The following is a 19,301-nucleotide window of genomic DNA, read 5'->3' as shown; positions in this document are numbered from 1 at the left end:
ACCACCGCCGACCAGACTGAGCCGATGACTAGCGCGACGGTGCTCGTGGTCGAGGACGATCCGAATGTACGCAGCACCCTGGACCAGCTCCTGCGGTTCGAGGGCTACCGGGTGCTGCTGGCCGACGACGGCCTGACCGCGCTCGCGACGCTGGAGGCCGATCGTCCCGATCTGGCGGTGGTGGATGTGGCGATGCCCCGCATGGACGGTCTCTCGCTGTGCCGGGCACTGCGCCGCAGGGGCGACCGGCTGCCGATCCTGGTGCTCACCGCACGGCATCAGGTCGGCGACCGGGTCGCGGGCCTGGACGCCGGAGCCGACGACTATCTGGCCAAACCGTTCGACACCGAGGAACTGCTGGCCCGGCTGCGCGCGCTGCTGCGCCGCAGCGCACTTGATGAGCCCGCGTCCGCGCTGCTCTCCGCCGGAGATCTGACCCTCGATCCCGCGACGCGTGAAGTGCACCGGGGCGCAAGACTTCTCGATCTGACCCGCACCGAATTCGATGTGCTGGAACTACTGCTGCGCAATCAGCGGGTGGTGCTGTCCCGCGGCCAGATCTACGAGCACATCTGGGGTTTCGACTTCGACACCGAATCCCGTTCGCTGGATGTGTATATCGGCTACCTGCGCCGCAAGACCGAGGAGGGCGGCGAGCCCCGGCTCATCCAGACCGTCCGCAATGTCGGCTACGTCGTCAAGACCGCGTGATGTTGCGGGCCCGGCTCACCCTGGTGGCGGTCATCGTGACGGTGGCCGCCATTCTGACCACCCTGGTCATGGCGTACCGCAGTGTGTCACCGCTGGTCGCCGCACAGGTCGATCGCGGACTCGCCGATCGGGCGGATGTGGTGCTGGCACTGCTGGATTCGGGTGCGGAACTGCCCGAGCGCCCGGATATGACCGAACAGCTGCTGCTCCCGGACGGGACCGTCAAGCCGCTCACCCCGGGCCGGAATCCCTTGCCGGTCAACGATTTGGATCGGGAGATCGCGCGTGCGGGCAAGGGCAGCAATGAGACCGATGTCGATATCGGCGATACCACCTACGGGGTGCTCACCCACGGCCGAGCCGGTGGCGGCGCGGTCATGGTGGGCCAGAACTATGACGAGGTCACCCGCGTCGACAATGAGTTCCTGTGGAGCACAGCCTCACTCACCTCGATAGCGGTCGTGGCGGCGGCGCTGATCAGCTGGCTGGCCATCGGCCGCATACTGCGTCCCATGCGCCGTCTCGCCGATGCGACGCAAAGGATTACGACCACCCGGGATCTGTCCACCGTGCTTCCGGACGCGGGCCGCGATGAGGTCGGTGAGCTCACCCGGAACTTCAATTCCATGCTCGCCGCACTGCGCGTCTCGCGCGCACAGCAGCAGCGGCTGGTCGAGGACGCCAGCCATGAACTGCGCACACCGTTGACCTCGGTGCGCGGCAGCGCCGAACTGCTCCAGCGCGCCCGCGGCCGGCTCGGTCCCGAGGATGAGGCCAAGGTGCTCACCACCCTGGTTCAGGAGGCCAAGGCGCTGGACGCGCTCGTCGCCGAACTCGTGGAACTGGCCACCGATCAGCACACCGCCGAACCCGCGAGCGAGGTGAGTCTCGCCGAACTCGCCGAGGAGTGCGCACAGCGCTTCCGCCGCCGCACCGAGCGCACCATCACCGTGCGCCCGGACGATCCGGCCACGGTGACCGCGGGACCGCACGCCCTGGCCCGCTGCGTCGACAATCTGCTCGACAACGCCACCAAGTACAGCCCGGCCGATACCGATGTCGAACTGGTGATTCACCGCACCCGGGTAAGTGTGCGCGATCACGGTCCCGGTATCGATCCGGCCGCCCAGCGCGCGGTGTTCGATCGCTTCTACCGGGCCGATCGCACCCGCGCCACCCCCGGCTCCGGACTGGGCCTGGCCATCGTGCACGACATCGTCACCGCGCACGGCGGCACCGTCTTCGCGGCCGACAATCCCGGCGGCGGAGCGGAAGTCGGCTTCGAGCTGCCCGCGCCCGGCTGACCCTCGGCGCGGTCGCCTGTATCCGCGCTGAATGGCGAATCGGGCGTGCGGTAGAAAAGGTCAGGCGTTCCGCACGTTTTCGGGGTGCCGCCGACGAACCCGGTTCGTGCGGCCACGCAACTACATCTGTCGAATGGAGAGAGGCTGTTTCATGGCGACCTCTACAGCGCGCGCCCAGATCGGCGTCACCGGACTCGCGGTCATGGGTAGCAATATCGCCCGCAACTTCGCACGCAACGGCTACACGGTCGCGCTGCACAACCGCAGCATCGGCAAGACCGACGCCCTGCTCGAGGCGCACGGCGGCGACGGCGATTTCGTGCGCACCGAGACCGTCGAGGAATTCGTCGCCGCCCTGGAGAAGCCGCGCCGCGTGCTCATCATGGTCAAGGCGGGCGACCCCACCGATGCCGTCATCGAGGAACTGGCCGCGGCCATGGAGCCCGGCGACATCATCATCGACGGTGGTAACGCGCTGTACACCGACACCATTCGGCGCGAGGCGGCCATGGCCGCGCGCGGGCTGAACTTCGTCGGCGCGGGCATCTCCGGTGGTGAGGAGGGCGCGCTGAACGGTCCGGCCATCATGCCCGGCGGGCCGAAGGAATCCTACGAATCGCTCGGCCCGATGCTGGAATCCATTGCGGCACAGGTCGATGGCACGCCGTGCTGCACCCATATCGGCCCGGACGGCTCCGGCCACTTCGTCAAGATGGTGCACAACGGTATCGAATACGCCGATATGCAGCTCATCGGCGAGGCGTACAACCTGTTCCGCGATGCCCTCGGCTTCGACGCCAAGCAGATCGCGGATGTGTTCACCGACTGGAACTCCGGTGAACTGGAGAGCTACCTGGTCGAGATCACCGCCGAGGTGCTCAACCAGGTCGACGCCAAGACCGGTAAGCCGCTGGTCGATGTGATCGTCGACGCCGCCGAGCAGAAGGGCACCGGCCGCTGGACGGTCAAGTCCGCCCTGGATCTCGGTGTGCCCGTCACCGGTATCGCCGAGGCGGTGTTCGCCCGCGCGCTGTCCGGCTCGCGCGCCCAGCGCAAGGCCGCCGTCGGACTGGCCTCGGGTCAGCTCGCCGAAAAGCCCACGGACGTAGCCGAATTCACCGAGGCCATCCGGCAGGCGCTGTACGCCTCCAAGATCGTGGCGTACGCGCAGGGCTTCGATCAGATCGAAGCCGGTAGCGCCGAATACAATTGGGATCTGCACCCCGGCGATCTGGCCACCATCTGGCGCGGTGGCTGCATCATTCGCGCCCGCTTCCTGAATCGCATCAAGGAGGCGTACGACGAGAACCCGGAGCTGCCGAGCCTGATCCTGGCCCCGTACTTCCGCGAGGCCATCGAGACCGCCATCGACAGCTGGCGGCGCGTGGTCGCCACCGCGACCCTGCTCGGCATTCCGGTTCCGGCGTTCGCGTCCTCGCTGTCGTACTACGACGCCCTGCGCGCCGAGCGTCTCCCGGCCGCGCTGACCCAGGGTCAGCGCGACTTCTTCGGTGCGCACACCTACGAGCGCATCGACGGCCCCGGCAAGTTCCACACGCTGTGGAGCGGTGACCGCAGCGAAATCGAGGCGTAAAGCCCGTCTCGTCTAGAGCGGAGCCCGGGTCTTCCCGATCCGGGCTCCGCTTTTTCTATGCCCTGAGCTGGTCGTTTCCAAGTCGATAAAAGCCTGTTCTGAATGTGCCATTGACAACTGGCGCATTGGTGGATGATTCTTGCGACATGACGAGAACAGGGTCAATGGCGACCTTCGGATCGGCGGTGGTACCCGTGGCGGCCTCGCGACAAGCGCGGCTGGCGGCATCGGCGTCGGTGGTCGGCCTGCGACGGATCAATGGACTGCTGCCACCCAATCGGGTGGGCATCGCGGCGGGACGCGGACTGATCGCCGGGGTGATGGCGGCCTTCGGGCCGGTATTGCCGGGCACCCGGGTCACCCCGGTGCGATCGGGCGCGGTGCGCGGCGAATGGGTCCGCGCGGCCGGGGTCGCCCAGGGCGATAGGGCCATCTACTACATTCACGGCAGCGGCTATGTGGTGTGCTCGGCGCGCACACATCGCGGGCTGGCCTCGCGGCTGTCGAAAATCACCGGGCTGCCGGTCTTCCTGATCGATTACCGGCTCGCGCCCGAACATCGGTTCCCGGCCGCGGCCGACGATGTCGAGGCCGGATACCGGTGGCTGCTCGACAATGGTTACCGCGCACAGGATCTGGTGATCGGCGGGGATTCGGCGGGCGGACATCTGGCGCTGGATCTGCTGCTGCAGAATCTGCGCGGCGAAATCGCGCAGCCCGCGGGGGTTTTCATGTACTCCCCGGTCATGGATCTCACGCTGACCCTCGCCGAGGTCCGGGATCGCAAGCTCGCGGATCCCATGGCTCCGGCGCCGGTGGGCCGCCGTCTGATCGAGCTCTATACCGAAGGGCAGCAGCAAGATTCGCCGCGGCTGCGGTTGACCATCCCGGACGGTGCGACACTGCCGCCGCTGCTGGTGCAATCCAGCGCGGGGGAGATGCTCGCCGATGACGCGCGGCATCTGCACGCCATGGCAACGGCCGCCGGTGTGAGTTGCGAACTCGAACTCTGGCCCGGTCGCATTCACGTCTTCCAGGCGCTCCCGCTGCTGGTGCCCGAGGCGGCGGACGCGCTGCGGCGCACCCGGCAGTTCATCCACGCGGCGCTGGAACAGGCGCGACTCCAGGCGAAAGCGAGCTGATCATGGGAATTCTCGACAGTGTGCTGCCGGTCTTCGGGCCGCGCCGCACGCACGATGCCAAGGCCGTGGTCACCGGCGCGGGCAGCGGTATCGGGCGCGCCTTCGCGCTCGAAATCGCCTCTCGCGGTGGTGAAGTGCTCTGTGCCGATATCGACAAGGATCGCGCCGACGAGACGGTCGAATTGATTCGGCGCACGCATGGCCGAGCCGCGCACGCGGTGTTCTGCGATGTGTCCCGACGCGAGGATGTGGAGAGTCTGGCCACCCACGCCCAACTGGTCTTCGGCGGACCGCCCACCCTGGTGATCAATAACGCCGGTGTCGGCATCGGCGGAAAACCGGTGGGCGGCATCGGCTTCGACGACTGGGAATGGGCGCTCGGCATCAACCTGTGGGGTGTGGTGCACGGCTGCGAGGTCTTCGCACCGCTGCTGCGCACCGCCGGGCACGGCGGCATCATCAATGTCGCCTCCGCCGCGGGCTTCGCCGCCGCGCCGGGGATGGCCGTCTACAACGTGTCCAAGGCCGGGGTCATGTCCCTGTCCGAAACCCTGGCCGCCGAACTCTCCGGCAGCGGTATCGCGGTCACCGTACTGTGCCCGACCTTCGTCAAGACCAATGTGGTGCGGGACGGCCGAATCGGTTCGGCCTCTTCACGACTGGCGGACGAGCTGATGCGTTGGACCGGTTTCTCGCCCGAACGCGTCGCGCGCACCACCCTCGACGCCCACGATCACGGCCGCCTCTATGTGCTGCCGCAGCTGGACGCGCATGCGGTCTGGCTGCTCAAGCGCACCTTCCCGGCCGTATACACCCATGCCCTCGGCGTACTGAACCGTGTTCTGCCGCAGAATGATTCGGTCGCCGCATCCGTCAAGACAGGAGTCTGACATGCCTTTCGACTTCGACAATATGCTCGGCAAGATCGCGTCCAAACAGTGGGCGCTGGCTGATATCGAATGGGACGCACCGGGAGCCGAGCTCATCGAGCCCGAGCTGCACGCCAAACTCAAGCCGTTCATGGCCGATCTCATGTGGATCGAGAATGTTGGCGCGCGCGGCTTCGCGGCCATGGCGCAGAAGGCCCCGACCGAGACGCTCAAGCAGATCTACAAGTACTTCCATGCCGAGGAGCAGCGGCACGCCAATGCCGAACTGGCGCTGATGCGGCGCTGGGGCATGCTCGACGGGGATGAGATCCCGGAGCCGAATATCAATGTCAAGCTGGTGATCGACTTCCTGGACAAGCATGCCGACGATATGTCGCTCTCGTTCCTGGGCACCGTGATTCCCATGCTCGAGGTGGCGCTGGACGGCGCGCTGATCAAATTCATCACCGATGAGATCGACGATCCGGTCGCGCAGGAGGTCTTCAAGAAGATCAATGCCGACGAATCCCGGCATCTGGCAACCGATTACGCGGTGATGGAGTTGCTCGGGCATTCCACCGCGCGCAAGCTCGCCATCGATCTGGTGGGCGGCTGGGCCAAACCGTCGTTCATCGTCGGTGTGCTCAGCTATGTGCCGCTGTTGAACAAGATGCGCGACAATATCGTCGAAATGGGCGTGGACGAGGAGAAGCTGTACGCCGCCATGCGCCGCTTCCGCTCGGTCGGGGAGCGCGCGCCGATCGCCAATCGCGTGCCCATGTACCGAATCGTCAAAATGCACGCCAACTGGGTGATCAACCGCGACCACCCGTACCACCTGTTCGCCGATGCGATGGTCAAGGTGACCTCGCGCATTCCCGAACGCTTCCTCGGAGCCCAGCCGACCTGGTCCAAGGAACTCACCTACGAGCCCGTCGCATGAGCGCGGCGAGCAAGCCACTGGATGTGGCGATCATCGGGGCGGGGTTCGCGGGTATCGGCGCGGCTATCCGCTTGCGGCAGAAGGGGATCACGGATTTCGCGATCTTCGAGCGCGACACCCGGGTCGGCGGGACCTGGCGGGACAACACCTATCCCGGTGCGGCGTGCGATATTCCGTCGCGGCTGTACTCGTACGCGTTCGCGCCCAACCCGGATTGGTCGCACACCTACTCCGGTAGCGGTGAGATCCTCGGGTACATCGAATCCATGGTGGCGGAGTTCGGTATCGGGCCGAGCATTCGGTTCGAACATACCGTCACCGGGCTGGAATTCGACGAGATGACCGGGCTGTGGGAGCTGTCGTTCACCAAGGGGCGGCGAAAGGTCAAGGCGCGCAGCGTCGTCGTGGCCTCGGGTCCGCTCTCCAATGCCAGCCTGCCGAATATCCCGGGCATCGACGACTACGAGGGTCACAAGATCCACAGCGCGCGCTGGGATCACGACTACGACTTCACCGGTAAGAAGGTCGCCGTAGTCGGCACCGGAGCCAGTGCGGTGCAGATCATTCCGGAGCTGGTGGACAAGGCCGCCTCGGTGAAGGTCTTCCAGCGCACGCCCGGCTGGGTGCTGCCGCGGGTGAACCGGCGCACCAATGCCGTGACCCGGCAGCTGTACCGGCAGGCTCCGATCACGCAGAAGCTGGCGCGCGACGCCTGGTTCTGGGGGCATGAATCGGTGGCGCTGGGCGTGGTGTGGAATACCCCGCTCACCCGGGTGGTGGAACGGGTCGCACTGCTGCACTTGCGGTCCCAGGTGAGTGATCCGTGGATGCGGCGGCAGCTCACCCCGGATTTCCGGGCGGGCTGCAAGCGGCTGCTCATCAGCAACGACTACTACCCGGCCTTGCAGAAGGACAACTGCAAGCTGGTCACCTGGCCCATCGCGCAGCTGTCCCCGAAGGGGATTCGCACCGCCGAGGGTATCGAGCATCAGTTCGACGCCATCGTCTTCGCCACCGGATTCGATATCTCCAAGGCTGGTGCGCCGATTCCGATCACCGGCCGCGACGGACGCGTGCTCGGGGACGAATGGAGCAGGGGCGCTTACGCTTTCAAGAGTGTGGCGGTCGAGGGCTATCCGAATCTGTTCCTGACCTTCGGCCCCAACTCCGGGCCGGGGCACAATTCGGCGCTGGTGTACATGGAGGCGCAGATCGAATATCTGACCGATGCCATCGGCCTGCTGCTCGACCGCGATCTGCGCATGCTCGAGGTGCGGCGCGATCGGCAGGACGCGTACAACGCGGGGATTCAGCGGCGATTGGAGTCCACCACCTGGAATTCCGGTTGCAGCAGCTGGTATCTCACCGAGGACGGCTTCAACGCCACCATGTATCCGGGCTTCGGTACCCAGTACGTGCGACAGCTCGCCCGCGTCGACCTCGGCGATTACGTCCTCACCCCCAGGGACGCCGCGCGCGCCCCGGGTGCCGACCGTGGAATCGCCGTCTCGCTCGGCTAATGTCGACACGACATGGACCGGCTATCGGGAAACGGGGAGGGCGAGACCAGGATGGCGGACTACCGCATCGATGATCTCGCCCGCGCCGCCGGGACCACCAGCCGCAATGTGCGCGCCTATCAGGAACGCGGCCTGCTCACCACGCCCACGCGGCGAGCGGGCCGCGCCCTGATCTACGACGATTCGCATCTGGCGCGGCTCAAGATCATCGACGCGCTGCTGCAACGCGGGTTCACCACCGCGCACATCGGCGATTTCATCACCAGCTGGGAGACCGGCAAGGATCTGTCCGAAGTGCTCGGACTCCAGCAGGCCGTCACCGCCACCTGGGGCAAAACCGAAGAGCCCCTGGAGGTTCCGCGCGAACTCATGGACAGTTTCCTCGGTGAGGGCGATACCGCGCCCGTCACCGCCGAGGAACTGGACCGCCTCGCCGAGGTCGGGCTGGCCCGGCTGCACGAGGAAACCATCGAATTCACCCAGCCCGAACTGCTGGCGACCTTCGCGGCACTGCACGGCTACGGGTACGGGCTCACCGGACTGATCGACGTCTACGCCGCGGTGGTCAAGCGCGTGGAGGACATCGCCCGGCTCATGGTCGTCTCGGCGAAGGACCAGATCGTCGCCGACCACGGTCCCGGCTGGCTGCCCGATACCGACGCCGAGGTCGCCGCCCTCACCAAAATGCTCAACCACCTGCGCGAATTGGGTGTCACCGCGGTGCAGACCAGCCTCGCGCAGGCCCTGGATCGCGTACTGCAATCCGAGCTCGGCGCGTACCTGGAAACCGCCGCCGAACAGCGCGGCACACCCAAACCGCTGGACTGAGTTCGCGGGTGCGCCCGCGCCCGACCGCCAGGGGTGATTAGCGAATCAAACGGGTTGGTAGTTTGGCTCGGTGAGCCAAGTGAGCGAGACGACCTGGACCGACGCGGCGGAGACCGGCGATCGAGTGGCAACACCCGCGTACTTCGTACCGGTCGGACCCGTCGAGGGCGGGTACGAGCGGTACCTGGCCACCGAATCCACGGTGAGCGTCTGGGCGCACACCATGCAGCACGGTGCGCCGCCCTCGGCCCTGCTGGCTCGGGCGGTGGAGCGGTGCGCGCCCCGTGAGGGGATGCGGGTCACCCGCCTGACCATGGAGATCCTCGGGCCGATTCCGGTCGCGGAGATCGATGTGCGGGCCTGGGTCGAGCGGCCTGGCAAGCGCATCGAACTGGTCGCCGCCGAGCTCGCGGCGCTGCTGCCCGACGGCACCCGGCGGGTGGTGGCCAAGGCGAGCGCCTGGCGCATCGCGACCACCGATACCGCGAGCGTCGCGCTGACCGCAGATGCCCCGCTACCGCCGATTCCACCATCCGCGCAGATCGGCTGGGACATTCCGGCGGGCTGGGATGTGGGCTATGTGCGGACCGTCGATATTCGCGCACTGCCGGATTCCGGTGGGGCGCGCCATGTTTGGGTGCGCTCGCACAGCGCGGTCGTCGATGGTGAGCCGGTGACGCCGCTGGGCACCGTGTTCGCGGTCGCCGATCTCGCCAATGGCATTGGCGCGCAACTCGATCCGGCGAAGTACACCTTCCTCAACACCGATCTCACCGTGGATCTGTTCCGTCTCCCGGTGAGCGAGTGGATCGGACTGTCGGTCGCCACCTCCATCGGACCGGACGGCGTGGGCATGTGCTCCACCGTGCTGCACGACGAACAGGGCCCCATCGGCCGCGCCCTGCAAATCCTCGAGGTCCGCGCCCGGGACTGACCGGTTCGCACCCGCCGCGGCGGGATCGCCGGGTTGTCGGCTATCCCGCCGGTAAGGTCTGGCCTGCTACTTGATCACCCGGGTGTGCGGTCATTGACAGTGTGGTGTTTGCGCTGGCCTGGGCCGGGTAGTCGGGATTCTGCGGGGTTCGGACTTGGAGGTCGGGATGGCTCAGGTGGCGGACGGGGTGGTGCGGACACTGGTACCGGCGCGGATAGACCGGTTGCCGTGGTCCAGGTTTCACACCCGGCTGGTGGTGGCGCTCGGCGTCGCGTGGGTGCTGGACGGGCTGGAGATCACCGTCGCCAGCGCGGTCGCCGATACGCTGACCAAACCCGAAACGCTCAATATGTCCTCGGCGGCGGTCGGTTTGATCGCGACGATATACCTCGCCGGAGAAGTGGTGGGGGCGTTGCTGTTCGGGCATCTGTCCGATCGGCTGGGGCGGCGCAATCTCTTCATGGTGACCCTCGCGATCTATCTGATCGGCAGCGGGCTCACCGCGTTCACCCTGGGCAACGGGGCGGGCTGGGTGGCATTCCTGTACCTCACCCGATTCATCGCCGGAATGGGCATCGGCGGTGAATACGCGGCCATCAATTCCGCCATCGACGAATTGATTCCGGCGCGATACCGCGGCCGGGTCGATATCGCCGTCAATGGAACCTATTGGGCCGGAGCGATTATCGGCACCATCGGCACCTACATTCTGCTCAACCATATGAGCCTGTCGCTGGGCTGGCGGCTGGGATTCCTGATCGGCCCGGTGCTCGGATTGGTGATTCTGCTGGTGCGGCGGCATCTGCCGGAAAGTCCGCGCTGGCAGATCATGCACGGCCGCGCGGAAGCCGCCGAGAAATCCATCGCCGAAATCGAGCACGAGGTCGAGGTCGCCGGGAAAACGCTTCCGGCGGTGGACGAATCCAAGGCCATGGAGGTCAAACCGGCCACCCAGATCGGCTTCGTCGCCCTGACCAGGGTGCTGTTCAGCGAATATCCGCGCCGCGCCATTCTCGGGGCCACGCTGATGATCAGCCAGTCCTTCCTGTACAACTCGATCTTCTTCACCTACACCCTCGTGCTCGGCAAGTTCTACGGTGTCCCGTCCGAATCCACCCCGATCTACCTGATCGCCTTCGCGGTGGGCAATCTCTTGGGGCCGTTGACCATCGGACACCTCTTCGACACCATCGGCAGGCGCGCCATGATCTCGGGCACCTATCTGCTCTCGGGCGTGCTGCTGGCCATTTCGGCGGGACTGTTCTACGCCGACGTCCTCAACGCCATTACCCAGACCATCTGCTGGTGCGTCATCTTCTTCTTCGCCTCGGCCGGCGCCAGCGCCGCCTACCTCACCGTGAGCGAGATCTTCCCGCTCGAGGTGCGGGCCAAGGCGATCGCCGTATTCTTCGCCATCGCACAGTGTTTCGGCGCGCTCGGCCCGGTCATCTACGGTGCGCTGATCGGTGACGGCTCCTATCCGGGCCGCCTGGCCATCGGTTATCTGCTGGGCGCCGCGGTCATGATCACGGGCGGGCTGGTGGCTCGGGCGCTGGCGGTGGACGCGGAAGGCCGCTCGCTCGAGGATATCGCGCTGCCGCTCGCCGCGACCGGCCGCAAGAGCGGCACCCGCGCCGAGGGTGCGGGTTCGCCGTTCTCGACCTAGCACAGAATCGACGAACCGGGGCCTGAGAGATTACTGGGGATCATCATGGAGGTTACCGGGAGAATCGCTCAGGGTATCGGATGTTCGCTTGCGGGGCAGTACTTTTCGAGAGTCCTCATCAGACACTCCGAAATTCACGCACTGCTCGAAAGGTTTCGTAATGCTCCTGGCACTTCTGTTCGCGGGGCTGTGCTCCGGCAGCGCCATCGCCGCCGGTGCAACGGGTAGCGCCGCCGCAACGGTGGGCAATATCTGACTTGCCGCGGCGTCAGCCGCTGACAAGAGGACGCCGGTAGCGGAAGTAGGGATCCGCTACCGGCGTTTGCCATGGACGCAGAGCCCCTGGAACTGGGGGCCGGGGGGTTTATTCGAATCGGGACGGCGCGGGCGTGCGGGTTTGTACACTTCCGCGCAAGTGAATAGCGAACACTTCAGTTCATGATTCGAGGGTCTGCCATGAAGTCTCATGCCCCAGTCCGATCAACCCTCCGCGCGATCGCGGCGGTGATCGGTGCGTTCACAGTGATCGGCGGGGCGGTCGCCTGCGGCGGCAGCGCCGATTCGGGCGAATCGGCGGGGGAAACCTCGACCGCGGTGGCCCCGGTGACCAGCATCGCGCCGGTGACCAGCGCGGCGGCCGCGAGCACCGCGGCACCCGCGAGCACCGCCGTGCCCGCACCCGCGCCGACCGAAGCGCCGGTCGCGCAACCCGTCGTGCCCGCGCAGCCGCCCGCGCCCGAACCCGTCGCGCCCGCGTCGAAACCGGTGCAGCAGTTGCCCGCCCAAACCGTCGAGAAGCCCGCGCCCCCCACCCTGGCCGTGCCCGGGTTCGAACCGCGCGCCGGATACTGAGGGAGCTGGAATTGTTCGGCAGGAGTGGGCGCTGGCTGTGCGCCGTCGCCATGGCGGCAACCGCCGTCGTCACCGGGACCGGGTTCGCGACGGCCGATCCCGCGCCCGAGGGCAAAGAGCTTGTGGTGCTGGGTGATTCGTACACCGCCAATAAATGGGACTTCCTCTCCGCGGAGGCCAAATGCGTGCACAGCGATACCTCCTGGCCGCAGCAGTTGGTCGGGCTCATGCGGCCCGCCGACTATCTGGACGCATCCTGTCCGGGGGCCTCGATCGACACACCACCCGGCTACACCCTCGCCATGGAAGCCCAAAAAGCGGATAAGGCAGGGGCTTTCGGGCCGCGCACCAAACTGGTGACCATGCAGATCGGGCTCAACGATCGCTGGGGCGACACCGACATGATCATGTGGTGGTCGCTGCAGAAATGCATTCTCAACCTGGTCGACGGGTGTGGTCCGGAAGCGGCCGAACAGGGCCGGATGACCGACTATCGCGGCGTGTCGGGTGCCGTCTTCGCCCAGCGCATCAGCAATGTGGTCACCTACATCAAGTACTACGCGCCGAACGCGCGCATCGTGCTGGTCGGTTATCCGGAACTGTTCCCCTCCGGTCAGAACACGGTGTGCATCAACCTCTTCGGCGTCGCGCCCTTCATTCAGCCGCGTGGCGAGGCCGCGATCGAATACCTCGACCGCATCGATCGGGCACAGCGGGAAGCGGCCGCCCTGCTTGGCATCGATTTCCTCGATACCCGCACCCCGACGCTGGGCCACGGATTGTGTTCGGCCGACCCGTGGTTGAACGGGGTGCTGGACTATCGCACCGATATCGGTGGCCTGCCATTCCATCCCTCCGCCCACGGTGACGCGGTCGTCGCGAACGCGGTCTACGAGAGGTACGGCCGATGACCACCTCACCGGAACTCGCCGCGGGTGCGGAGGACGTGGTCGCCCGGGCGGCGTCCGCACCACCATCGGCCATTGCGGCGCGGCCGCCGGCCGCGACACCCGGCGACGCATCGGAAAGCGTTGCGGCCCGGGCGAATCGGGAGCGCCCGGCGCTGCCATCGCTGACCGGTGCGCGCTGGTGGGCGGCCTGCGCGGTATTCACCGTGCACGCGCTGGTATTCCTGCCGGTGTATCCGTTCCAGAAGTCCGAACTGTTCCGGACCATCCACCAGTGGTTTCCGATGCAGTTGGGCGCGGCGGGTGTCACCTTCTTCTTCGTACTGTCCGGGTTCATCATCTACTGGTCGTTCCGGCCCGGGAATTCGGTGCGCGGGTTCTATCGGCGACGGGTGCTGAAGATCTACCCCACGCATCTGCTGGGGGCGGCGGCTTTCATTGTGGCGGCGGGCGTTCCGCTGCACCGGCTGGTGGTGTGGGCGCCGAATCTGCTGCTGATCCACACCTGGGTGCCCAAATGGACCATGGTCGGCGGGCTCAATGTGCCGTCCTGGTCGCTGGCGGCCGAGGTGCTGTTCTATCTGAGCTTCCCGCTGGCGCTGCCGCTGATCCGGCGGATTCCCTCGCGACGACTGCTGCTCGCGATGGGCCTGCTGGTGCTGTTCGTGCTGGCGCTGCACACCGCGTTCTACCTGTGGGCGGACGGGCCCAAGGGGATCGCGAATATCTTTGTGCCCCGCCTGGTTCCGGGTGACACTTCGCCGTACTACGAACTGCACTCCTCGCCCGCCTGGTTCGCCCAGCCCGATATTCCGGTCTCACCGTCGTACTGGCTGAGCTACACCTTCCCGGCCTCGCGATTGCCGGAGTTCTACCTGGGCGTGCTGGCCGCGCGCATGGTGCTCGAAGGACGCTGGCGCACTACCAGATTGACGGTGCCGCTGCTGGTGCTGGCGCTCTCGTACGCCGCCACCTGGGTGGTGCCGGTCAACTACAAGATGTCCGCGCTCATGCTCGCACCCATGACGGCGGTGGTCGCCACCCTCGGCGCGCGGGATATGCACGGCATCAAGGGGATCACCTCGCATCCCAGGCTGGTATGGCTGGGGAACATCACCTTCGCGTTCTACCTGGTGCAGTTGCCGGTGATGGTGGTGATCACCCGATATCTCATCGGCGGCAAACAATTCGGCATCCTCGGCTGGGCCGGATTCTCCCTGCTGAGCCTGGTGGTCTCGCTCGCGCTGGGCGCGCTGCTCTACCACCTGGTGGATGTGCCGATCATGCGCCGGTTCGCGGGCAGATCCACCGCGAAACCGGTGCGGGCCGGGTGATTTCAGGCGGGTTGCACGCCGATCATCGGCAGGATGGTGCGCCGTGCGAACTCGCGCGCGGCGCGCTCATCGCCGAGCGGGATGAGCCCGTCCGGGGTGAGCGCCAGCGACTGGCCCAGGCGGGCAAGGACTTCGGCGACCAGATCGGCGTCGAAGTCCGGGACGCTGCCCGATTCCTGTAGCCCGCGCAGCTTCTCGGCCAGATAGGTGCGCCCGACCGCCAGCACCGGACCGGCTTCGGTGGTGAGCCGGGGCAGGATCACATCGGGTTCGGTGCGCAGCAGGCGTTGCAGCAGTTTGTTATTGGCCAGATTGGTGATGAAGGCGACGAAGATCTCGACCAGCTGTTCCTCACCGGCCTGGCCATTGTGCGAGACCTCGCGCACGCGCTGATCGATCTCGGCGATGAACTGCTGCGCCTCGCGCACGCTCACCGCCTCCACCAGATCGTTCTTGGATTCGAAGCGGCGGTACAGCGTCGCGGGGCTGATGCCCGCGCGACGGGCTATCTCGCCCATACTGGTTCGCTTGATGCCGAAATCCAGGAAGGCCGAGAGCGCGCTCTCCAGCAGCTGTTCGCCTTCTGCCCGCGGCTTTTCCAGAATGCGTTGCAGGATGGCGGGCACGGACGGCATCGAGTCTCCAGTCGATTCGGTTGGCATCCGCGACATTGCGGGGACCACGGCTGTGGCGGGAAAGATCAACCCGCATTATCGCATCGCGGTACGCCAACCGGGCGCTCGCCGTGAACCTACTGTCCAGTCACTGGACGTTCAGTGCGCTCATCTCGCGCTCGATCGCATTGGCGGCGAAATCGATTCCATTGGAACGCAATTCGTGTACTCGCCGCTGTAATGCCTCGATGCCACCCGGCTGGGCCGCGATATCGGCCACGCTGATCGGCCGTCGGTGTATACCGTTCTGCTCGTACAACACCGTTTGAAACCTCCTGCTAGCGCACAGCACGCACCCGGCAAGCGGCGGCACAGCCCGGGCCGCCGGGAACGCTTCGACGAATGCTAACAGCGGGCCATATGGTCGCTTGTTCAGTGTGGGGGGTATCACACACCCCCTGTAGTCACACCTCTTGACCGTTGCGGTGCAGGCTCGTGTTGTGCAGGTACACGGCCGCATTCAGCCGAATGCGATCCAGCTCGGCCTCACCCAATTCACGCCGCACCTTGCCCGGCACACCCGCCACCAACGACCCGGGCGGAATCTGCGCACCCTCGGGAATCAGCGCGTTCGCCGCGATCAGGCTGCCCGCACCGATCACCGCACCGTTGAGCACGGTCGCACCCATGCCGACCAGCACATCATCGCCGACGGTGCAGCCGTGCAGAATCGCGTTGTGCCCCACCGAAACCCCCGCTCCGACCGTGCACGGGAAGCCGGGATCGGCATGCAGCACCGAGCCGTCCTGGATATTCGAACCCTTGCCGACGGAGATGTCCTCGAGATCGCCGCGCAGCACGGCCGAGTACCACACGCTCACATCGGCTTCCAGCTTCACCCGGCCGATCACGGTGGCATTGGGCGCGATCCACGCGCTCTCGTCGATCTGGGGCGCGTTATCGCCGAGCTGAATCTTCATGATCGAGAACTTACGGCGGTGCGCCGGAACTGCGTCCGGTGGGTCGCCGGGCTGGTGCCCAACTGGCGATGGAAATGGTGGCGAAGATTGACCGCGGTGCCCAGACCGGACTCCGCGGCAATGCGATCCATGGTGTCGTCGGTGGACTCCAGCAACAGGCGGGCACGGTCCAGGCGCTGTTGCAGCAACCACTGCTGCGGGCTGGAACCGGTGCGATCGCGGAAGCGGCGGGTGAAGGTGCGGCGGGACATCAGGGCGGTGCGGGCCCAGGTGTCGAGGTCGACCGGCTCGTCGAGATGTGTTCGCGCCCAGACCATGGCGTGCTCGAGCGGGTCGTCATCCATCGCCTCGGGCACGGCCACCGGAATGTACTGGGCCTGGGAACCGCTGCGGTGCGGGGCCAGCACCAGGGCGCGGGCCAGTTCGGTGGCCCGGCGGCTGCCGAGATCGGTGCGCACCAGATGCAGGCAGCAGTCCAGGGCCGCGGCCACGCCGGCGGAGGTGATCAGATCACCGTGATCGGACCACAGGCTGTCCGCGCGCACCCGCACGGCCGGATAGGCGCGGGCCAATTCGTCGGCGGCGGACCAGTGCGTGGTGATCTCCCGGCCGTCGGCCAGACCGCTCGCGGCGATAGCCCACGCGCCCAGGCACAGGCCGACGATGCGGGAGCCATTGGCGTGCGCGCGGCGCAGCGCGTCCCGGGTGGGGTCCGTCAGCTGCCGATCGCGCTCCCAGCTCGGGACGATGATCGTCTCCGCGCGCTCCAGGGTGTCCAGGCCGTGCTGCACGATGATGTCGAAACCCGCTGGAGTGGAGAGGATTCCGGGTTGTTCCGCGCAGACGTCCACCCGGTACGACGAGTCACCGCCCGCGCCGACCCGGCCGAACACCAGGGTCGGCACCGACAGGTGGAACGGGCTGATGCCCTCGAACGCCAGTACCGCAACGGAACGCATGGCCCGATCTTATCGATAAGCGGCCTCCGGGCCACTGTTGTGCGCTGCCCGTGCGGAGCAAGCTCGTTCTCATGACGAACACGATCGAAAACACCACCGCCACCATCGACATCCTGCACATCGGCGGACCCACCGTGCGGTTGCGCTACGGCAATCTCACCTGGTTGACCGATCCGACGTTCGACGCGCCCGGCGACTACCCCGGGCCGATCACGCTGCACAAGCTCACCGGTCCCGCCATCCCCGTCGAGCAGGTCGGGCCGGTGGACGTGGTGCTGCTCTCGCACGATCAGCACGCCGACAACCTGGACAACTCCGGGCGCGAATTCCTTGGCACCGTGGCGCGGGTGCTGTCCACCAACGATGCCGCCGGACGCCTGGAAGGTGTTCAGGGACTGGCGAATTGGGAATCGGTGCGGATCGGCGACGTCACCGTGACCGGTGTGCCCGCACTGCACGGGCCCGAAGGCGCGGAGGCGCTCTCCGGGGTCGTGACCGGATTCGTCCTGCAGGGTGAGGGGCTGCCCACCGTCTATGTCTCCGGCGACAACGCGTCGGTGGACCTGGTGCAGCAGATCGCCGATCGCATCGGGCGGATCGATACCGCGATCCTGTTCGTGGGCGCGGCCAATGTGGATCGTTTCGGGGACAGCGATGTCACCCTCAACGGGCGCAGTGCGGTTCGTGCCGCCAAGGCGCTCGGCGATGCGGTCATCGTGCCGGTGCACGGTGAGGGCTGGGGTCACTTCTCCGAATCACTGGACTACCTCGCCCGCAATTTCGCCTACGCGGGCCGCGCGGATCAGCTCCGGATTCCCACCCCGGGCGAAACCCTCACCCTCGCCGCCCGCTAGCCGATTCGCTTCGTGGCGTTCACGCAGGTGAGGCCGTACGTGCGACACGATGGCGGTATGCGAATCGGGGTACCGAAGGAAGTCAAGGAGCAGGAATTCCGGGTGGCGCTGGCCCCGGCCGGAGCCGGAGAGCTGGTGCGCGGCGGACACGAGGTGCTGATCGAAACCGGGGCCGGGATCGGCTCCGGTTTCCCGGACGCCGAATACCTCGGCGTCGGTGCGCGCACGCTGCCCACCGCGGATGAGATCTGGGCCGCCGCCGATCTCATCCTGAAGGTGAAAGAACCGATCGCCCAAGAGTATTCGCGCATGCGGCGCGGGCAGACGCTGTTCACCTTCCTGCATCTGGCGGCGTCGCGGGAATGCACCGAGGCGATTCTGAACTCCGGAATCACCGCCATCGCCTATGAGACGGTGCGCGCGGCGGACGGGTCGCTGCCCCTGCTCGCGCCCATGAGTGAGGTCGCGGGCAAACTCGGCACCCAGGTCGGGGCGTACCAGCTGATGTCACCGCAGGGCGGGGAAGGGGTGCTGCTCGGCGGGGTTCCCGGGGTGCGGCCCGCCGATGTGGTGGTGCTCGGCGGCGGGGTCGCCGGGGTCAATGCCGCGAGCGTCGCGGTCGGCATGGGGGCGCGAGTCACGGTGCTGGACACCAATATCGCGCGATTGCGTGAACTCGACGCGCGCTTCGCCGGGCGCATCACCACCATCGGCTCCAATGCCGCCGAGGTCGAAAAGGCCGTTCCCGCCGCCGATCTGGTGATCGGCTCGGTGCTGGTGCCGGGCGCTCGCGCGCCGAAACTGGTGCCGGACAGCCTCGTCGCGCTCATGCGGCCCGGTTCGGTGCTGGTGGATATCGCCATCGATCAGGGCGGATGCTTCCAGAGCTCACATCCCACCACCCATGCGAAACCCACCTTCCCGGTGGCGAATTCGCTGTTCTACTGCGTCGCGAATATGCCCGGCGCGGTACCGCATACCGCCACGGTGGCGCTCACCAATGCCACCCTGCCGTATGTGCACGCCATCGCGGATCGGGGCTGGCGCGCGGCCTGCGATGCCGATCACGGTCTGGCACAGGGGCTCACCGCCGACGCGGGTGAGCTGTACTCCCCGGAAGTCGCGGCGGCACACGGCCTGCATCCGGTCGGCAGCTAGCGGATATCACCGCGGGGTTGGGTATAGTGGTGGGCCGCCCCCCCCATAAGGGGGGGGGGGCCACACATGGAAGTAATAGTGGGGGGGGTGTTTATAAAATAGAAAAAGATGGGGTAAGGGAAAAAAATTGG

19 protein-coding genes are annotated in these 19,301 nt (G+C 66.6%); 15 read left to right on the top strand and 4 right to left on the bottom strand.

Going from position 1 to position 19,301, the window contains the following annotated elements; all coding sequences use genetic code 11:
* Positions 1 to 24 precede the first annotated feature (24 nt).
* From AB0L82_RS20200 to AB0L82_RS20140, 13 genes are all read left to right on the top strand, one after another.
* Entirely contained in the window at positions 25 to 711 is a 687-nt protein-coding gene (locus AB0L82_RS20200; RefSeq protein WP_364638137.1) for a response regulator transcription factor, read from the top strand.
* Positions 711 to 2,015, top strand: a complete 1,305-nt coding sequence (locus AB0L82_RS20195; protein WP_364640346.1) for a HAMP domain-containing sensor histidine kinase — start codon at positions 711 to 713, stop codon at positions 2,013 to 2,015. Before AB0L82_RS20200 ends, AB0L82_RS20195 begins: the two co-directional genes overlap by 1 nt.
* Before the next feature lie 151 nt (positions 2,016 to 2,166).
* Complete coding sequence (gene gndA, locus AB0L82_RS20190; RefSeq protein ID WP_364638134.1) at positions 2,167 to 3,609, top strand: NADP-dependent phosphogluconate dehydrogenase; 1,443 nt, start codon at positions 2,167 to 2,169, stop codon at positions 3,607 to 3,609.
* 146 nt (positions 3,610 to 3,755) lie between these two features.
* Positions 3,756 to 4,751 carry an alpha/beta hydrolase gene (locus AB0L82_RS20185; protein ID WP_364638131.1) on the top strand — a complete coding sequence of 332 codons (996 nt, stop codon included), beginning with the start codon at positions 3,756 to 3,758 and terminating at the stop codon, positions 4,749 to 4,751.
* Between the two features lie 2 nt (positions 4,752 to 4,753).
* Positions 4,754 to 5,641, top strand: coding sequence for an SDR family NAD(P)-dependent oxidoreductase (locus tag AB0L82_RS20180; RefSeq protein ID WP_364638128.1), 888 nt, complete (start codon positions 4,754 to 4,756; stop codon positions 5,639 to 5,641).
* A gap of 1 nt (position 5,642) precedes the next feature.
* Positions 5,643 to 6,563, top strand: a complete 921-nt coding sequence (locus AB0L82_RS20175) for a ferritin-like domain-containing protein (protein WP_364638125.1) — start codon at positions 5,643 to 5,645, stop codon at positions 6,561 to 6,563.
* Positions 6,560 to 8,083 carry an NAD(P)/FAD-dependent oxidoreductase gene (locus AB0L82_RS20170; RefSeq protein ID WP_364638122.1) on the top strand — a complete coding sequence of 508 codons (1,524 nt, stop codon included), beginning with the start codon at positions 6,560 to 6,562 and terminating at the stop codon, positions 8,081 to 8,083. The genes AB0L82_RS20175 and AB0L82_RS20170 overlap by 4 nt, the downstream gene beginning before the upstream one ends.
* 12 nt (positions 8,084 to 8,095) lie before the next feature.
* Positions 8,096 to 8,911 carry a MerR family transcriptional regulator gene (locus AB0L82_RS20165; RefSeq protein ID WP_364638119.1) on the top strand — a complete coding sequence of 272 codons (816 nt, stop codon included), beginning with the start codon at positions 8,096 to 8,098 and terminating at the stop codon, positions 8,909 to 8,911.
* Between the two features lie 70 nt (positions 8,912 to 8,981).
* Positions 8,982 to 9,845 carry a thioesterase family protein gene (locus tag AB0L82_RS20160; RefSeq protein WP_364638116.1) on the top strand — a complete coding sequence of 288 codons (864 nt, stop codon included), beginning with the start codon at positions 8,982 to 8,984 and terminating at the stop codon, positions 9,843 to 9,845.
* 166 nt (positions 9,846 to 10,011) lie between these two features.
* Complete coding sequence (locus AB0L82_RS20155; RefSeq protein WP_364638113.1) at positions 10,012 to 11,511, top strand: MFS transporter; 1,500 nt, start codon at positions 10,012 to 10,014, stop codon at positions 11,509 to 11,511.
* Positions 11,512 to 11,967: 456 nt separating this feature from the next.
* On the top strand, positions 11,968 to 12,363 hold the full coding sequence (locus AB0L82_RS20150; protein ID WP_364638110.1) for a hypothetical protein: 396 nt from the start codon (positions 11,968 to 11,970) through the stop codon (positions 12,361 to 12,363).
* A gap of 11 nt (positions 12,364 to 12,374) precedes the next feature.
* Positions 12,375 to 13,274: an SGNH/GDSL hydrolase family protein gene (locus tag AB0L82_RS20145; RefSeq protein WP_364638107.1), complete on the top strand. Its 900-nt coding sequence runs from the start codon at positions 12,375 to 12,377 to the stop codon at positions 13,272 to 13,274.
* Positions 13,271 to 14,605, top strand: a complete 1,335-nt coding sequence (locus tag AB0L82_RS20140; protein ID WP_364638104.1) for an acyltransferase — start codon at positions 13,271 to 13,273, stop codon at positions 14,603 to 14,605. Before AB0L82_RS20145 ends, AB0L82_RS20140 begins: the two co-directional genes overlap by 4 nt.
* A 2-nt stretch (positions 14,606 to 14,607) precedes the next feature.
* Here the strand turns inward: AB0L82_RS20140 and AB0L82_RS20135 are convergent, their stop codons facing one another.
* The 4 genes from AB0L82_RS20135 to AB0L82_RS20120 all read right to left on the bottom strand — a co-directional run bounded on the left by AB0L82_RS20135 (position 14,608) and on the right by AB0L82_RS20120 (position 17,158).
* A complete protein-coding gene (locus AB0L82_RS20135) occupies positions 14,608 to 15,240 on the bottom strand; it encodes a TetR/AcrR family transcriptional regulator (RefSeq protein WP_364638101.1) in 633 nt (210 codons plus the stop codon).
* 127 nt (positions 15,241 to 15,367) lie between these two features.
* A complete protein-coding gene (locus AB0L82_RS20130; RefSeq protein WP_364638098.1) occupies positions 15,368 to 15,541 on the bottom strand; it encodes a hypothetical protein in 174 nt (57 codons plus the stop codon).
* A 142-nt stretch (positions 15,542 to 15,683) separates the two neighbouring features.
* On the bottom strand, positions 15,684 to 16,199 hold the full coding sequence (locus tag AB0L82_RS20125) for a gamma carbonic anhydrase family protein (protein ID WP_364638095.1): 516 nt from the start codon (positions 16,197 to 16,199) through the stop codon (positions 15,684 to 15,686).
* Entirely contained in the window at positions 16,196 to 17,158 is a 963-nt protein-coding gene (locus AB0L82_RS20120) for a helix-turn-helix domain-containing protein (RefSeq protein ID WP_364638092.1), read from the bottom strand. The genes AB0L82_RS20125 and AB0L82_RS20120 overlap by 4 nt, the downstream gene beginning before the upstream one ends.
* 71 nt (positions 17,159 to 17,229) lie before the next feature.
* Here AB0L82_RS20120 and AB0L82_RS20115 point away from each other — a divergent pair, with 71 nt between their 5' ends.
* Together AB0L82_RS20115 and ald are read left to right on the top strand one after the other, a co-directional pair.
* The gene (locus AB0L82_RS20115; protein WP_364638089.1) at positions 17,230 to 18,012 is read left to right on the top strand and encodes an MBL fold metallo-hydrolase; all 783 of its coding nucleotides are present in this window, start codon (positions 17,230 to 17,232) and stop codon (positions 18,010 to 18,012) included.
* Between the two features lie 57 nt (positions 18,013 to 18,069).
* Positions 18,070 to 19,170, top strand: coding sequence for an alanine dehydrogenase (gene ald, locus AB0L82_RS20110; protein WP_364638087.1), 1,101 nt, complete (start codon positions 18,070 to 18,072; stop codon positions 19,168 to 19,170).
* Positions 19,171 to 19,301 lie beyond the last annotated feature (131 nt).

Origin of the sequence: Nocardia sp. NPDC052001 (assembly GCF_040680615.1) — a bacterium.
Classification (GTDB): domain Bacteria; phylum Actinomycetota; class Actinomycetes; order Mycobacteriales; family Mycobacteriaceae; genus Nocardia.
Note: the sequence above shows the minus strand (reverse complement) of the source record. Positions and strands in the feature narration are given on the sequence as shown.

Bases quoted from the DNA above. Each gene is read 5' to 3' on its own strand.
- AB0L82_RS20200 (WP_364638137.1), top strand. From the start codon at position 25: ATGACTAGCGCGACGGTGCTCGTGGTCGAGGACGATCCGAATGTACGC.
- AB0L82_RS20195 (WP_364640346.1), top strand. From the start codon at position 711: ATGTTGCGGGCCCGGCTCACCCTGGTGGCGGTCATCGTGACGGTGGCC.
- gndA (WP_364638134.1), top strand. From the start codon at position 2,167: ATGGCGACCTCTACAGCGCGCGCCCAGATCGGCGTCACCGGACTCGCG.
- AB0L82_RS20185 (WP_364638131.1), top strand. From the start codon at position 3,756: ATGACGAGAACAGGGTCAATGGCGACCTTCGGATCGGCGGTGGTACCC.
- AB0L82_RS20180 (WP_364638128.1), top strand. From the start codon at position 4,754: ATGGGAATTCTCGACAGTGTGCTGCCGGTCTTCGGGCCGCGCCGCACG.
- AB0L82_RS20175 (WP_364638125.1), top strand. From the start codon at position 5,643: ATGCCTTTCGACTTCGACAATATGCTCGGCAAGATCGCGTCCAAACAG.
- AB0L82_RS20170 (WP_364638122.1), top strand. From the start codon at position 6,560: ATGAGCGCGGCGAGCAAGCCACTGGATGTGGCGATCATCGGGGCGGGG.
- AB0L82_RS20165 (WP_364638119.1), top strand. From the start codon at position 8,096: ATGGACCGGCTATCGGGAAACGGGGAGGGCGAGACCAGGATGGCGGAC.
- AB0L82_RS20155 (WP_364638113.1), top strand. From the start codon at position 10,012: ATGGCTCAGGTGGCGGACGGGGTGGTGCGGACACTGGTACCGGCGCGG.
- AB0L82_RS20150 (WP_364638110.1), top strand. From the start codon at position 11,968: ATGAAGTCTCATGCCCCAGTCCGATCAACCCTCCGCGCGATCGCGGCG.
- AB0L82_RS20140 (WP_364638104.1), top strand. From the start codon at position 13,271: ATGACCACCTCACCGGAACTCGCCGCGGGTGCGGAGGACGTGGTCGCC.
- AB0L82_RS20135 (WP_364638101.1), bottom strand. From the start codon at position 15,240: ATGCCGTCCGTGCCCGCCATCCTGCAACGCATTCTGGAAAAGCCGCGG.
- AB0L82_RS20125 (WP_364638095.1), bottom strand. From the start codon at position 16,199: ATGAAGATTCAGCTCGGCGATAACGCGCCCCAGATCGACGAGAGCGCG.
- AB0L82_RS20120 (WP_364638092.1), bottom strand. From the start codon at position 17,158: ATGCGTTCCGTTGCGGTACTGGCGTTCGAGGGCATCAGCCCGTTCCAC.
- AB0L82_RS20115 (WP_364638089.1), top strand. From the start codon at position 17,230: ATGACGAACACGATCGAAAACACCACCGCCACCATCGACATCCTGCAC.
- ald (WP_364638087.1), top strand. From the start codon at position 18,070: ATGCGAATCGGGGTACCGAAGGAAGTCAAGGAGCAGGAATTCCGGGTG.